Source organism: Thauera sp., assembly GCF_034003485.1.
In the GTDB taxonomy this organism is placed as follows: Bacteria; Pseudomonadota; Gammaproteobacteria; order Burkholderiales; family Rhodocyclaceae; genus Thauera.
In genome coordinates this window covers 69,287-82,867 of record NZ_JAVEYL010000002.1, presented here as the reverse complement: position 1 = coordinate 82,867, position 13,581 = coordinate 69,287, and the positions used below count along the sequence as shown (strand labels likewise).

The window sequence follows — 13,581 nt, the reverse complement described above, 5'->3', positions numbered from 1 at the left end:
CTCTCGCGCCCTCAGCGCCGCCGCACGCGGGTGCCGCCGACATGGAGCCCTCAGCCGACAGCGGAGTGCGGGGGTCGCAGATCGACCAAGGGCCAGCGCGGCCGGATCCGGACGGCAGAAATCTCCGGAGCGGATTCGCCCGCCGCAAATCGCAGGGCGCCGGCAAAGGCGATCATTGCGCCATTGTCTGTACACAGCGCAGGCTCGGGGTAGTACACCCGACCGCCACGACGGGCGACAGCTTCATCGAGCACTGCCCGCAACTGGAGGTTCGCGCCTACGCCGCCGGCCACCACCAGGGTTTTCAGCCCGACCTTCTTGAGCGCCGCCAGCGCCTTTGCGCACAGTACATCGACCACCGCCTTCTGGAACTCGGCAGCGAGATCGGCCATATCGGCCGGGTTCCAGCCCGACGCCGAAACGACGTTGAGCACGGCCGTCTTGAGGCCGCTGAAGCTGAAGTCCAGGTCACCCGAATGCAGCATCGGACGCGGCAGGCGGAAGCGCCCCGCCACGCCCTGCTCTGCCAGCTTCGCAAGCTGCGGACCACCCGGATAGCCAAGCCCTAGGAGCTTGGCGGTCTTGTCGAAGGCTTCGCCCGCGGCATCATCAACCGACTCTCCGAGCAAGGCGTAGTCACCCACGCCACGCACACGCATCAACTGCGTGTGCCCGCCCGACACCAGCAGCGCCACGAAGGGAAAGGCGGGTGGATCCGCGGACAGCAGCGGCGACAGCAGGTGGCCCTCGAGGTGATGCACCGGCAGGGCCGGGATGCCGCGCGCCATCGCAAAGGATTCGGCCACGCTCGCCCCCACCAGCAGCGCTCCGGCAAGGCCGGGCCCGGACGTATACGCAACCGCGTCGACGTCACCGGCGCCCAGTCCTGCCTCGGTGAGCGTCTGCTTGATCAGCAGGGGCAAACGACGGATGTGGTCCCGCGAGGCGAGCTCGGGCACCACCCCCCCATAGGCCGCATGCAGATCGATCTGCGAGTGCAGGCCATGCGCGAGCAGGCCGGCGTCGGTGTCGTAGATCGCCACGCCGGTTTCGTCGCAGGAGGTTTCGATGCCGAGAACTTTCATGAGGTGCATCCGCTTGATTCGGTGTTGCATTTTAACCCCGCACCGGCATGCTCTGGCGAGCAGCGCCCTTGCCTTATCTCGAGGCGTGGTTTATATTCGCGATCTTTCTGCCCACCAGACACCCAAGGAAGTCCGCAATGCCCGGTATCCGCGTCAAGGAAAACGAGCCGTTTGAAGTTGCGATCCGCCGCTTCAAGCGCACCATCGAGAAGACCGGTGTGCTGACCGAACTGCGCTCGCGCGAGTTCTACGAAAAGCCCACCGCTGAGCGCAAGCGCAAGCTGGCCGCCGCAGTGAAGCGCAATCACAAGCGCCTGCGCAGCCAGACCCTGCCGCCGAAGCTCTACTGATTGTTCTCGCACCCCGCCTCGCGGGGCTGCTTCCACGCCGGCCGAAGGTCACTCGACCCTCGCCCGGCGTGATGCTTTTTGACGATCGCTCCAGCCTCCTCCCCCTGCCCGCCTTCGCAGGGTGGCGGCTGAGGGTTCGCATTCGCATTCGTACTCGCGCGCGATGATTCCACAGTCCTTCGTCCAGGAACTGCTGTCCCGCGTCGACATTGTCGACGTCATCGAACGCTACGTTTCGCTCAAGAAGAGCGGCGCCAATTACTTCGCCTGCTGCCCCTTCCACGGCGAGAAATCCGCCTCGTTCTCGGTCAGCCCGTCCAAGCAGTTCTACCACTGCTTCGGTTGCGGCGTGCACGGCAGCGCGGTCGGCTTCCTGATGGAGTACAGCGGCCTCGGCTTCGTCGACGCCGTCAAGGAACTGGCCAACCAGGTCGGCCTGCAGGTCCCCGATGACGGACGCAGCGCGACACCCGCCCACGACGACGCCAGCGAACGCCTGTACGAAGCCATGGCCGTGGCCGCCCGCTTCTACCGCGACCAGCTCAAGCCCGCGCGCCAGGCCATCGACTACCTCAAGCGGCGCGGCCTTTCCGGCCAGGTGGCCGCACGCTTCGAACTCGGCTATGCCCCCGACGAATGGCAAGGGCTGCAGAAGGTCTTCCCCGACTACCAGGCGAAGACGCTCGCCGATGCCGGACTCGTCATCGACAACGACCAGGGCCGACGCTACGACCGCTTCCGCAACCGCATCATCTTCCCGATCCACGACCGCCGCGGCCGCATCATCGCCTTCGGCGGACGGGTGCTCGACAAGGGCGAACCGAAATACCTGAACTCGCCCGAAACGCCGTTGTTCGAGAAGGGGCGCGAGCTATACGGCCTCTTCCTCGCACAGAAGGCGATCCGCGACGCGGGCTTCGTCGTCGTGGTCGAAGGCTACATGGACGTGGTCGCGCTCGCCCAGTTCGGCATCGAGAACGCGGTCGCCACGCTCGGCACCGCGACCACGCCGCATCACGTGCACACGCTGCTGCGCCAGACCGACCGCGTCGTGTTCTGCTTCGACGGCGATGCGGCCGGCCGCCGTGCGGCGTGGCGCGCGCTCGAGAACGCACTCGAATCCCTGCGTGACGACGCCACGCTCGCCTTCCTGTTCCTGCCCGCCGAACACGACCCCGACTCCTTCGTGCGCGCCGAGGGCGCCGACGCCTTCCGCGCCGCCGCGCTCGCTGCCACGCCGCTGGCCCGCTTCCTGATCCAGACCCTGTCGGAGCGCCATGCGCTCGACAGCGCGGAAGGCCGTGCGGCCTTCGTGCACGAGGCCGCGCCGCTGGTCACGCGGATCTCCGCGCCGCTGCTGAAGCTGCAGGTCGTCAAGTCGGTGGCCGAGACCGCCGGCATGACCCAGGGCGAGGTCGAGTTCGCCTTCGAACAACTGGCGGCGCAGGCGCCCCGCCGCCGCAGCGCCGAACCCCAGCCTGGCGCACACAGCGCAGCAGCGCTGACGGCAGCAACGCCTCCTGGCGAAGGCCGAGAGCGTCGGGATCGTGCGCCCACACGCGCCGCCAGCACACGCACCACGACGTCGCGACCACGCGCAGGCGGGCGGCGCAAGCCACCCTCCACCGCCAGCACGCTTCTTCGCCTGGTCCTCCAGCACCCGATCTGGGCCGCCCGCCTGCCTGTTGCCCTGATCCCCGACGACAGCGCGGAAGGCCTGGCCCTAATCGCGATCATCGACCTGCTCAGCCTGGGCGAACCCGTCCCCGCCGGCGGACTCGGCGCCTTGATCGAGCGCTTCCGCGACACCCCGCACGGCGAAACCCTGTCGCGGGTGGCTGCGGAACTCGTGGACTCGGAATTCGACGAAGCCGTGGTCGAGACGCTGTTCGACGACACCCTGCGCAAACTGAACGCCGACAGCGTCGGCAACGAGATCGCCGTGCTGCTACAACAGGACCGTGAGCAGGGCCTCGATACCGCCGCTCGCCACCGCCTCAGTGAGCTGCTGCTGGAGAAGCGGAACCTCGTTAGCGGCGGCAAAGTCTCAGATTTATAGTACAATTTTGGGTTTCCCATTTTCTTACACCCTCACTTGAGGAGTGCCATGGCACGCGAAAAAGCCAAGGACCCGCGCAAGGACGCACCCGCAAAGGGCCGCCCTTCAAAGGCCAAGGACAAGTCAGCCCCTGTCGTCGAAAGCCCTGCCGCCGCCCCGCTCGATGCGGAGGTGCGTCGCACCCGGCTGAAGACGCTGATCACGCTCGGCAAGGAGCGTGGTTACCTGACTTACGCCGAGATCAGCGACCACCTGCCGGATGACGTTGCCGACGCCGAACAGATCGAAGGCATCATCGCCACGTTCAACAACATGGGGATCCAGGTCTACGACGCGGCGCCGGCCGCCGAAGACCTGCTGATGTCCGACAGCGTCGCGACCAACGTCGACGAGGACGTTGCCGAGGAAGAGGCCGAGCAGGCCCTGTCCTCGGTCGACTCCGAGTTCGGCCGCACGACCGACCCGGTGCGCATGTACATGCGCGAGATGGGCACGGTCGAGTTGCTCACGCGCGAGGGCGAGATCGAGATCGCCAAGCGCATCGAGGATGGCCTCAAGCACATGGTCCAGGCCATCTCGGCCTGCCCGACCACGATCGCCGAGATGCTCGACATCGTCGATCGCGTCGCGCGCGACGAAGCGAAGATCGACGAACTCGTCGACGGCGTGATCGACCCCAACGCCAGCAGCGAGGAAGGCGCCGCCGAGGATGACGATGCGGCGGTTTCAGCCGACGCGGACGAGGGCCAGGCGGAAGAAGCCGACGAGGAAACCGAAGACGCCGACGACGAGGACAGCGCCGACAGCGCCGAGCGCGCCAACGCCGCATCCCTGCTCCAGCTCAAGAACGACGCCCTGGCCCGCTTCGACGTCATTCGCGGTCTGTACGCGAAGAAGATGGCCACCCTCGACAAGAAGGGCTCGCAGGACCTCACCTATCTCGCGCTGCAGCAGCAGATCTCGGACGAGCTGCTCAACATCCGCTTCACCGCCAAGGCCATCGAGAAGCTGTGCGACTCGGTGCGCCACATGGTCGAGCAGGTGCGCAGCCACGAGCGCCAGATCCTGCAACTGTGCGTCGACCGGGCGGGCATGCCGCGCCAGCACTTCATCAAGGTCTTCCCCGGCCACGAGGTGAACCTCGACTGGCTCAAGAACGAGATCGGCGCAGGCAAGAACTACGCCGACGGCCTGATGCGCATCCACCCCGCGGTGCTCGAGGAGCAACAGAAGCTCATCGACCTGCAGGACCGCATCGGCATCCCGCTCAAGGAGCTCAAGGACATCAACCGCCAGATGTCCACCGGCGAAGCCAAGATGCGCCGCGCCAAGCGTGAGATGACCGAGGCCAACCTGCGCCTGGTGATCTCGATCGCCAAGAAATACACCAACCGCGGCCTGCAGTTCCTCGACCTCATCCAGGAAGGCAACATCGGCCTGATGAAGGCGGTGGACAAGTTCGAATACCGCCGTGGCTACAAGTTCTCGACCTACGCCACGTGGTGGATCCGCCAGGCCATCACGCGCTCGATCGCCGACCAGGCGCGCACCATCCGTATCCCGGTGCACATGATCGAGACGATCAACAAGATGAACCGCATCAGCCGCCAGATCCTGCAGGAAACCGGCTCCGAGCCGGATCCCGCGACGCTGGCCGAGAAAATGGAGATGCCCGAGGAGAAGATCCGCAAGATCATGAAGATCTCCAAGGAGCCGATCTCCATGGAGACGCCGATCGGCGACGACGACGACTCCCACCTGGGCGATTTCATCGAGGACACCGCCACCCTGGCCCCGGCCGAGGCGGCGATGTACTCCGGCCTGCGCGATGCCACCGGCGAGGTGCTCGACTCGCTGACCCAGCGCGAGGCCAAGGTGCTGCGCATGCGCTTCGGCATCGAGATGAATACCGACCACACGCTCGAAGAGGTCGGCAAGCAGTTCGACGTGACCCGCGAGCGCATCCGCCAGATCGAAGCCAAGGCCCTGCGCAAACTGCGCCACCCGAGCCGCTCCGAGAAGCTGCGCAGCTTCCTCGACAGCGACGCGTAAAGGCCCGTTGCACCGCCCGGCGGCATCTGCCGTCGGGCCTGCGGGCCTTTAGCTCAACGGTTAGAGCAGAGGACTCATAATCCTTTGGTTGCGGGTTCGAATCCCGCAGGGCCCACCAATGAAATCAGGAGCCTGGGAGGAATCCCAGGCTCCTTTTTTATTGCCTGGGCAAGCAAGCGCGTCAAGCAAGGGCACCCAAAACGAGGACACCGTGCTGCAAGATGACGCATTCCGTACCCGCGACACCAACACCGTCGTACCATCGGGTGTCATTCACGAAGGAGAAAAACTCATGAACGGAATCAAGTTGATCGGCGCCGCATTGATCGTCGCGGGCGTGCTCGGCCTCGTGTACGGCGGCTTCAGCTACACGAAGGACACAACCGCAGTCAAAGTGGGCCCGCTCGAACTCACGGTACAGGAGAAGGAAAACGTGAACGTGCCGCTATGGGCCGGGATCGGCGCCATTCTTGTCGGCGGCGTATTGGTCGCGATGGGCGGCAGGAAGGGCTGAGCGTTGGGGGCCAGCCGCCCCCCTGATGGGAGTTGGTGATTCCGCGCCTGAAGGGCCACCGTCGAGCTTGACCACGCACAGCGCGAACGCGACAGCGAGGGCAGTTCATGCGCGCAGGCCGAAAACGCGCGCCGTAGACGTGACGATGGGGACCGAAGTCCCCACCGGCTTTTCTTTGGTAACAAGGCTCAAGCAGCCTCGGCATAGACCTTAAGCGGCCAGTGCGAAACGCTCATCGTTGGCGTTTATGGATTTGCTCGGATTACGTCCGTCGCCTTTCGGGTTGCCTGCTCACCTTTGCCCGCCCTGTCGAAACCGGTACACCCCCACCCAAACACACTCCCGAATGCGCTTGGGTGGAGGTGAGGGGAATCGAACCCCTGTCCAGAACGCCTCCAGATTGCCGGAATTACAACCATGAACGTGATCTTACGCAGGTCGGCGCCCGCATTCAATGCCTGCACGCAGGCAAATGGCGAAGGCTTTGTAAGCAGATGCTCCGCCCGGCCCCGCTTGCTCAAGGCCAGGCTGCGTGCGCTGGCGCCACCCGGCCCACCCGATGCGCGACCTCAACCCTTCGGCACGCGCCCCATCAGGTAGAAGGGCTCGTTGGGCGGCGTGCCGGTGAGGTGCACCAGCCGATTGCTCATGCTGAAGAAGGCGGTGATCGCGCCGATGTCCCAGATCGCCTCGTCGTCGAAGCCATGCGTGTGCAGCGCCTCGATGTCGGCGTCCTCGATCTCGCCCCCGCGCGTCGACAGCTTCACCGCGAAATCCAGCATCGTGCGCTGGCGCGGACTGATCTCTGCCTTGCGATAGCTGGCGGCGAGTTGGTCGGCGATGCGCGGGTTCCTGGCGCGGATGCGCAGCACCGCGCCGTGGGCGATCACGCAGTACAGGCACTGGCCGGCGGCGGAGGTGGCGACGACGATCATCTCGCGCTCGGCCTTGGAGAGGCCCACATCCTTTTCCATCAGCGCGTCGTGGTAGTCGAAGAAGGCGCGAAACTCGGCAGGGCGGTGCGCCAGCATGAGGAACACGTTGGGCACGAAGCCGGCCTTTTCCTGTACGGCGAGAATGCGGTTACGCACGTCCTCGGGCACGTCGGCGAGGTCGGGAACGGCGAAGCGACTGATGCGTTCGGTCATTTGATGTCTCCGGTTATTGTGATCTGGTTTGGGTTCAGCGCTTGACGTCGACGACGACGCGCCCGCGCACCTTGCCCTCGAGCAGCGCCGCAGCCGTGGCCACGACCTCGCCGAGGCCGATCTCCTGCGTCATCAATTCGAGCTTTGCAACGTCGAGATCCTGCGCCAGCCGGCGCCAGGCCTCCAGCCGCTCGCCACGCGGCGCCATCACGCTATCCACGCCGGCAAGCGTGACGCCGCGCAGGATGAAGGGCGCGACCGAGGACGGGAAGTCCATGCCCTGGGCGAGACCGCAGGCGGCGACCGCACCGCGGTACTTCATGCTCGCGCACACATTGGCCAGCGTATGGCTGCCGACGGTGTCGACCGCGCCTGCCCAACGCTCCTTCGCGAGCGGCTTGCCGGGAGCCGAAAGCAGGGCGCGGTCGATGATCTCGGCGGCACCGAGCGCCTTCAGGTAGCCGGCTTCCTGCGGGCGCCCGGTGGAGGCGACCACGGTGTAGCCGAGCTTCGCCAGCAGGGCGACGGCCACGCTGCCCACGCCGCCGTTGGCGCCCGTCACCAGCACCTCGCCGCTGGCGGGCGTCACCCCGTGACGCTCGAGCGCCATCACGCACAACATCGCGGTGTACCCCGCGGTACCGATCGCCATCGCCTGGCGCGGCGTGAAGGCTGCGGGCAGCGGAACCAGCCAGTCGCCCTTGAGGCGCGCGCGCTGTGCCAGCCCGCCCCAATGCCCCTCGCCCACGCCCCAGCCGTTGAGCACCACCGCATCGCCAACCGCGATGTCGGCATGGCTGCTGGCCTCGACCGTGCCCGCCAGATCGATGCCGGGCACCATCGGAAACTTGCGCACCACTGGCCCCTTGCCGGTGATGGCGAGGCCATCCTTGTAATTGAGCGTGGAGTAATCGACGCGCACGGTGACGTCGCCTTCGGGCAGCGCGGCCTCGTCCACTTCGGTGACGCCTGCGCGATACCCCGCCTCATCCTTCTCGATCAGCACTGCCTTGAACATTTATCTCCCCCTGCGGCGCACCTGTCGCCCGATTTGAAGTCGAAACGGCATGGTAACCGAAGCGTCAGGATGCGCCGCGGGGCTGGGCCGAATCGGCCTCTCGGGTGATAATGAGGGACTGCCGAATTAACGGACTTGAAGCAATGAAGCGTGTAGATGACTTCCGCCTGAAACTGGGTTCTCAGGAACTCGTGCCGATCATGGTGGGTGGCATGGGAGTGGACATTTCCACCGCCGACCTGGCGCTCGAAGCTGCACGCCTGGGCGGCGTCGGGCACATCTCCGACGCGATGCTGCCGACCGTGTCCGACCGGCGTTACAACACCAAATACGTCAAGAACAAGCTTCAACAGTACAAGTTCAACGTCGCCAACGCCGACAAGTCGGTGGTGCAGTTCGACCTCGGACTGATCGCCGAGGCCACCGCAACCCACGTTGGCCGCACCATGGAGCGCAAGCGCGGCGCGGGCATGGTGTTCATCAACTGCATGGAAAAGCTGACGATGAACGCGCCCAAGGACACGCTGCGCGTGCGCCTGCGCACCGCGATGGACCACGGCATCGACGGCATCACGCTCGCGGCCGGCCTGCACCTGGGTTCGTTCGCGCTCATCGAGGACCATCCGCGCTTCCGCGACGTGCAGCTGGGCATCATCGTCAGCTCGCTGCGCGCGCTTCAACTGTTCCTGAAGAAGAGCGCCCGCACTGGCCGCATGCCCGACTACGTGGTGGTCGAAGGCCCGCTCGCCGGCGGTCACCTCGGTTTCGGCATGGACTGGGCGCAGTACGACCTCGCGACCATCGTCGCCGAGATCCGCGACTGGATGCGCGAGCAGCAGCTCGACATTCCGCTGATCCCGGCCGGCGGCATCTTCACTGGCACCGACGCAGTGGACTTCCTGGAGGGCGGCGCTGCAGCGGTGCAGGTGGCGACCCGGTTTACGGTCACCAAGGAATGCGGCTTGCCGGACGACGTCAAGCAGGATTACTTCAAGGCCAGCGAAGACGAAATCGAGGTCAATCAGATCTCGCCCACCGGTTATCCGATGCGCATGCTCAAGAGCAGCCCGGCGATCGGCAGCGGCATCCGCCCAAACTGCGAGGCCTACGGCTACCTGCTCGACTCCAGCGGCAACTGCCAGTACATCGAGGCCTACAACCGCGAGGTGGCGGCGCACCCCGAGGCGAAGAAGATCAAGGTCTTCGACAAGACCTGTCTATGCACCCACATGCGCAACTTCGACTGCTGGACTTGCGGCCACTACACCTACCGCCTGAAGGACACCACGGTGCGCGAAGACAACGGCGACTACCGCATCCTCTCGGCCGAGCATGTGTTCCACGATTACCAGTTCAGCACCGACGGCAAGGTGGCCCTGCCCGCCTGAGGCAACACACGGTTCTGTTCTAACTGTGCGCGGCGCGAAACCCGGGCTCCCCGCCCGCCCTGCAGGCGGGGCCTTGCGTGCCTGCGTTGCGCAATAGTTCCTCGGTGGGCCAGTGTCGCCACCCGATACTGCGCGCATGAACCGCTCACCCGAGCGTCCGCTGCAGGTCGCAGTGGTCGACGACACGCAACTCAATCTGATGTTGATGAGCAAGCTCGTCGATCGGCTGGAACACGCCAGTGCCAAGGCCTTCGACCAGCCCACGGCCGCCCTCGCCTGGTGCCTGCACAACGAGCCCGACCTCGTCATCGTCGATTACATGATGCCGGGCATGGACGGCCTGGCGTTCATCCGTGCCCTGCGCGCGCGCCGGCACCGCGACGACCTCCCTATCCTGATGGTCACCGCGAGCCACGAGCGCAACGTCCGCTACGAAGCCCTGGATTGCGGCGCCAGCGACTTCCTGACCAAGCCAATCGACGGGCGAGAGTTCGAGGCGCGCGTGCGCAACATGCTCAAGCTGCGCGAGGCCCATCTGGCGAGCCGCGAGCGCACGGAGATCCTCGCCGACGAAGTGCGCAAGGCCACCGCGGCGATCGTCGACCGCGAGCGCGAGACCATCACGCGCCTGTCGCGCGCGGCGGAATTCCGTGACCCGGAGACCGGGGCGCACATCCAGCGGATGTCGCATTACTCGGCGCTCATTGCGCGCCAACTCGGTCACGCGCCGGACTTCGTCGATGCACTGATGATGGCTGCGCCGATGCACGACGTCGGCAAGCTTGGCATTCCGGACACCATCCTGCTCAAGCCGGGACGGCTCACCGCGGACGAGTTCGCGGTGATGAAGCAGCACCCGCAGATTGGCTACGACATCCTCAAGGAGTCGTCATCGAGCATCTTGCGTCTGGGCGCGTCGATCGCGCTGACTCACCACGAGAAGTTCGACGGTAGCGGCTATCCCCACGGCCTTACCGGACGCGAGATCCCGATCGAAGGACGCATCGTCGCCGTCGCCGACGTGTTCGATGCGCTGACCTCGGAGCGCCCCTACAAACCCGCCTGGCCGCTGTCGCGCGCGATCGCGCTGCTGCGCGAAGGGCGCGGCAACCATTTCGACGGCGACTGCGTCGACGGGCTGCTGCAGGCATGGGACGACGTGCAGGAGATTCGCACTCGCTCTTTCATGACCGAGGCGAGCCTGCGTTCGCCGCCACCGCCTGAGCCCGACCGCAGCCGCCGCCCGTGATCAGCGCGCGCGCTCGATCAGTTCGACCTTGTAACCATCCGGATCCTCGACGAAGGCAATGACGGTCGAGCCGTGCTTCATCGGTCCCGCCTCGCGCACCACCTTGCCGCCGCGGGCGCGGATGTCGTTGCACGCCTTCGCGGCGTCCTCGACCTCGAGCGCAATGTGACCGTAGGCAGTGCCGAGGTCGTACTTGTCCACGCCCCAGTTGTGGGTCAGCTCCAGCACGGCGCCGTCCTGCTCGTCCTGGTAGCCGACGAAGGCGAGCGTGAACTTGCCGTCCGGATAGTCGTGGCGGCGTAGCAGGCGCATGCCGAGCACCTCGGTGTAGAAGGCGATCGAGCGGTCCAGATCGCCGACGCGCAGCATGGTGTGAAGGATTCGCATGGAGGGGTTCCTCGTTCGTTGAAGGGTTCAGTCTTCCTGCTCGAAGGTGCCGGTATCGGTCGCGGGGGCAGCGGCGATCACCGGCAGGGACGCAGACGCCTGGCGCAGCGCGGCGCGCGCGCTACGCCAGTCCGGGTAAAGGCGCTCGACGACCGCCCAGAATCGCGGCGAGTGATTCATCTCGACCAGGTGAGCGACTTCGTGGGCGACCACGTAATCGATCAGCGCCGGTGGCAGATGAACCAGCCGCCAGTGCAGGCGAATGCCCGAACGGCTGCTGCAACTGCCCCAGCGCGTGCGCGCGTTCGATAGCCGCACGGCAGGCACCGGCAAGCCCAGCCGATGGCAGTACTCCTCGACCCGCCCGCGGTACCAGGCGAGCGAGCGCGCCTGCAAGGCGCGCAACAGCGCGCGCAGCGGATCGACGGTGGTCGGCAACAGGAGTTCCTCGCGGTCGTCGGTCAGCGGGTGCCAGCGGGTGATGCGCCCCTCGCGCAGGCGTAGCGTCAGCGCCCGGCCGAACAGCGGCACGGTCGCGCCATCGACCACGTTCAGCACCGGCGCCGGGTGCGCGGCGGCACGGAAACGGAGACGGTCGAGGAGCCAGCGTCCGTGGCTATGCACGAAGCGCTCGACCTCGCCCAGCGGCGTGCGCAAGGGCACCGCAACCCGTGCGCCGCGATGATCGACCTGCAAGGCGAAGGAGCGACGTGCAGAGCGGCGCAGCACCAGATCGACGCGCGTGCCCTCGATGACGAGGCTGTGCGCCTGCTCCTGAGCCGCCGCGCGGCCGCGTGCGCTCAAACCTTGTCTTCCCAGGCCAGGCCGCGCGCGCCGAGATCGGACTTGATGCACGCCATGGCCGCGGCAACGCGTGCAGCCGGCCCCTTCATGCCGAGCTCCAGCGAACGGCGCTGGCCCTCGCTGGCGATCGTCGGCAGGCTGAACAGCGTGGTGCCGGGAAAGTCTGCGGTGACCTGACGCATCAGGCCAATCAGTTGGCCTTCGTAGGCGTCCCACACGGTCACCGCCTGCTCGACGTAGTCCTCGGCGTGATGCAGGTGGGCGTACTGGGTGTCCAGCACCCACTCCACCATCGGCCAGGCCATGATCGGAAAACCCGGCGTGAAGTAATGCTGGCGGATCGAAAACCCCGGAATGCGGTTGAAGCTGTTGGGGATGATTGCGCTGCCGACCGGATACACGCCCATCTGCAGGCGCTCGGGGGTGATCTCATCACCGAAACGGGCGCGGATCTCGGCTTCGGCCTCCGGGTGCAGCGCGAGCTCCAGCCCGAGCGCGGCGCCGGCTGCCTCACGGGTGCGGTCGTCAGGCGTGGCGCCGATGCCGCCGAAGCTGAACACCACGTCGCCGGTAGCGAAGGTCTGCCGCAGGGTTTCGGTCAGGCTGGTGAAGTCGTCGCCGGCGTAGCGCGCCCACGACAGCTTGAGGCCACGCGCGCCGAGCAGTTCGATGAGCTTGGCCAGGTGTTTGTCGCTGCGACGTCCGGACAGGATCTCGTCGCCGATGATCAGGGTACCGAAGTTCATTGAAGTTTCCGCTGGGCAGCGCCCGCATCGGCATCGAGCACCGTGACGCCGTACTTGAGGCGGTGGCGGCGCAGGGTTTCGAGCATGTAATGGACGAAGGCCAGGCCCGCATACGCCGGCGCGACCAGGTTGATCACCGGCACATAGGCGAGCAGCGCGGTGCCGCCCCCCAGCAGCAGCATCTGCGGCCGCCAGTCGTCGCGCAGGCGCTGCAGTTCGGCCTTGTCGGCATGAAGCATGAGCGCGTCGTAGCCGAAGGCGCGCTGGTTGAGCCAGCCGGTGAGCCCCACCGAGATCAGTAGACCGGCGCCCGGGATCAGCCAGAAAGGCAGCGACAACACGAGCGCAATCAGGAACAGCACGCCGGCCAGGATCGAGTTCCACGCGCTGCCGAGGTTCGAGCCACCGCGGCGCTGCTCGACGTCGACATAGTCGACGCGCGCCACCTTCTCGAGCATCAGCGGCAACGCGACGGTCGCGACCAGCATCGCCGCGGTCACATAGACGAGCGGCACGATCAGCAGGGCGATCGCGATCTGGAGCAAGACCAGCACGATCGCCGCCGTCGTCTCCGACGCAGTCAGCCAGCCGCTTATGAAGGTCCAGCCGCTCACCCAGGCGTAGAGGCCCTCGGTGACCGGGGTCCACAGCATGAACGCGACCACCGCCCAGATCGCCACGGCGAGCAGCCCCGGCCACAGCAGATGCCAGAAGATGTCGCGCCGCATCAGGCTGCGGCTCGCCCGCCCGAAGGCGACGAGGATGTCTTTCATCGCGGGAT

General features: G+C 66.2%; 13 protein-coding genes, 1 tRNA gene and 1 other RNA gene. 7 read left to right on the top strand and 8 right to left on the bottom strand.

The features are described 5' to 3' along the window. Positions 1-50 precede the first annotated feature (50 nt). Positions 51-1,085, bottom strand: a complete 1,035-nt coding sequence (gene tsaD, locus RBT54_RS01575) for a tRNA (adenosine(37)-N6)-threonylcarbamoyltransferase complex transferase subunit TsaD (RefSeq protein WP_320363434.1) — start codon at positions 1,083-1,085, stop codon at positions 51-53. Positions 1,086-1,222: 137 nt separating this feature from the next. On the opposite strand from tsaD, the gene rpsU reads away from it, so the two are divergent. The 5 genes from rpsU (at position 1,223) to RBT54_RS01550 (ending at position 6,060) form a co-directional block, all read left to right on the top strand. Continuing rightward, positions 1,223-1,435: a 30S ribosomal protein S21 gene (rpsU, locus tag RBT54_RS01570; protein WP_002924646.1), complete on the top strand. Its 213-nt coding sequence runs from the start codon at positions 1,223-1,225 to the stop codon at positions 1,433-1,435. A 163-nt stretch (positions 1,436-1,598) separates the two neighbouring features. Then, positions 1,599-3,494 carry a DNA primase gene (gene dnaG, locus RBT54_RS01565; RefSeq protein WP_320363418.1) on the top strand — a complete coding sequence of 632 codons (1,896 nt, stop codon included), beginning with the start codon at positions 1,599-1,601 and terminating at the stop codon, positions 3,492-3,494. A gap of 48 nt (positions 3,495-3,542) precedes the next feature. Then, positions 3,543-5,546 carry an RNA polymerase sigma factor RpoD gene (rpoD, locus tag RBT54_RS01560; RefSeq protein ID WP_320363417.1) on the top strand — a complete coding sequence of 668 codons (2,004 nt, stop codon included), beginning with the start codon at positions 3,543-3,545 and terminating at the stop codon, positions 5,544-5,546. A 42-nt stretch (positions 5,547-5,588) separates the two neighbouring features. Further along, positions 5,589-5,664, top strand: a tRNA-Ile gene (locus RBT54_RS01555). A 174-nt stretch (positions 5,665-5,838) separates the two neighbouring features. Continuing rightward, entirely contained in the window at positions 5,839-6,060 is a 222-nt protein-coding gene (locus RBT54_RS01550) for a hypothetical protein (RefSeq protein ID WP_320363415.1), read from the top strand. Positions 6,061-6,200: 140 nt separating this feature from the next. Here the strand turns inward: RBT54_RS01550 and ssrA are convergent. The 3 genes from ssrA to RBT54_RS01535 form a co-directional block, all read right to left on the bottom strand. Next, positions 6,201-6,528: a transfer-messenger RNA gene (ssrA, locus tag RBT54_RS01545) on the bottom strand. Between the two features lie 101 nt (positions 6,529-6,629). After that, positions 6,630-7,208 (bottom strand): peroxidase-related enzyme, encoded by a 579-nt coding sequence (locus tag RBT54_RS01540; protein ID WP_320363413.1) that lies wholly within the window; start codon positions 7,206-7,208, stop codon positions 6,630-6,632. 34 nt (positions 7,209-7,242) lie between these two features. Further along, positions 7,243-8,226: an MDR family oxidoreductase gene (locus RBT54_RS01535; protein WP_320363411.1), complete on the bottom strand. Its 984-nt coding sequence runs from the start codon at positions 8,224-8,226 to the stop codon at positions 7,243-7,245. 143 nt (positions 8,227-8,369) lie between these two features. Between RBT54_RS01535 and RBT54_RS01530 the strand changes: the two genes are divergently transcribed. Both RBT54_RS01530 and RBT54_RS01525 read left to right on the top strand, forming a co-directional pair. Beyond that, entirely contained in the window at positions 8,370-9,614 is a 1,245-nt protein-coding gene (locus tag RBT54_RS01530) for a nitronate monooxygenase (RefSeq protein WP_320363409.1), read from the top strand. Between the two features lie 136 nt (positions 9,615-9,750). Continuing rightward, positions 9,751-10,863 carry an HD domain-containing phosphohydrolase gene (locus RBT54_RS01525; protein ID WP_320363407.1) on the top strand — a complete coding sequence of 371 codons (1,113 nt, stop codon included), beginning with the start codon at positions 9,751-9,753 and terminating at the stop codon, positions 10,861-10,863. Here the strand turns inward: RBT54_RS01525 and gloA are convergent, their stop codons facing one another. From gloA to RBT54_RS01505, 4 genes are read right to left on the bottom strand one after another with little or no spacing between them, the layout of a single operon-like run. Then, positions 10,864-11,250 (bottom strand): lactoylglutathione lyase, encoded by a 387-nt coding sequence (gloA, locus tag RBT54_RS01520; RefSeq protein ID WP_320363405.1) that lies wholly within the window; start codon positions 11,248-11,250, stop codon positions 10,864-10,866. 27 nt (positions 11,251-11,277) lie between these two features. Next, positions 11,278-12,054: a SprT family zinc-dependent metalloprotease gene (locus RBT54_RS01515; protein ID WP_320363403.1), complete on the bottom strand. Its 777-nt coding sequence runs from the start codon at positions 12,052-12,054 to the stop codon at positions 11,278-11,280. Continuing rightward, positions 12,051-12,800, bottom strand: coding sequence for a competence/damage-inducible protein A (locus tag RBT54_RS01510; protein WP_320363401.1), 750 nt, complete (start codon positions 12,798-12,800; stop codon positions 12,051-12,053). The genes RBT54_RS01515 and RBT54_RS01510 overlap by 4 nt, the downstream gene beginning before the upstream one ends. After that, positions 12,797-13,573: an EI24 domain-containing protein gene (locus RBT54_RS01505; RefSeq protein ID WP_320363399.1), complete on the bottom strand. Its 777-nt coding sequence runs from the start codon at positions 13,571-13,573 to the stop codon at positions 12,797-12,799. Before RBT54_RS01505 ends, RBT54_RS01510 begins: the two co-directional genes overlap by 4 nt. Between the last annotated feature and the right edge of the window lie 8 nt (positions 13,574-13,581).

What these genes read in the sequence shown, in the direction of transcription:
- RBT54_RS01535 (WP_320363411.1), bottom strand. Translation starts at nt 8,226, where the DNA reads ATGTTCAAGGCAGTGCTGATCGAGAAGGATGAGGCGGGGTATCGCGCA.
- RBT54_RS01505 (WP_320363399.1), bottom strand. Translation starts at nt 13,573, where the DNA reads ATGAAAGACATCCTCGTCGCCTTCGGGCGGGCGAGCCGCAGCCTGATG.
- RBT54_RS01540 (WP_320363413.1), bottom strand. Translation starts at nt 7,208, where the DNA reads ATGACCGAACGCATCAGTCGCTTCGCCGTTCCCGACCTCGCCGACGTG.
- dnaG (WP_320363418.1), top strand. Translation starts at nt 1,599, where the DNA reads ATGATTCCACAGTCCTTCGTCCAGGAACTGCTGTCCCGCGTCGACATT.
- tsaD (WP_320363434.1), bottom strand. Translation starts at nt 1,085, where the DNA reads ATGAAAGTTCTCGGCATCGAAACCTCCTGCGACGAAACCGGCGTGGCG.
- rpoD (WP_320363417.1), top strand. Translation starts at nt 3,543, where the DNA reads ATGGCACGCGAAAAAGCCAAGGACCCGCGCAAGGACGCACCCGCAAAG.
- RBT54_RS01525 (WP_320363407.1), top strand. Translation starts at nt 9,751, where the DNA reads ATGAACCGCTCACCCGAGCGTCCGCTGCAGGTCGCAGTGGTCGACGAC.
- RBT54_RS01530 (WP_320363409.1), top strand. Translation starts at nt 8,370, where the DNA reads ATGAAGCGTGTAGATGACTTCCGCCTGAAACTGGGTTCTCAGGAACTC.
- RBT54_RS01550 (WP_320363415.1), top strand. Translation starts at nt 5,839, where the DNA reads ATGAACGGAATCAAGTTGATCGGCGCCGCATTGATCGTCGCGGGCGTG.
- gloA (WP_320363405.1), bottom strand. Translation starts at nt 11,250, where the DNA reads ATGCGAATCCTTCACACCATGCTGCGCGTCGGCGATCTGGACCGCTCG.
- rpsU (WP_002924646.1), top strand. Translation starts at nt 1,223, where the DNA reads ATGCCCGGTATCCGCGTCAAGGAAAACGAGCCGTTTGAAGTTGCGATC.
- RBT54_RS01510 (WP_320363401.1), bottom strand. Translation starts at nt 12,800, where the DNA reads ATGAACTTCGGTACCCTGATCATCGGCGACGAGATCCTGTCCGGACGT.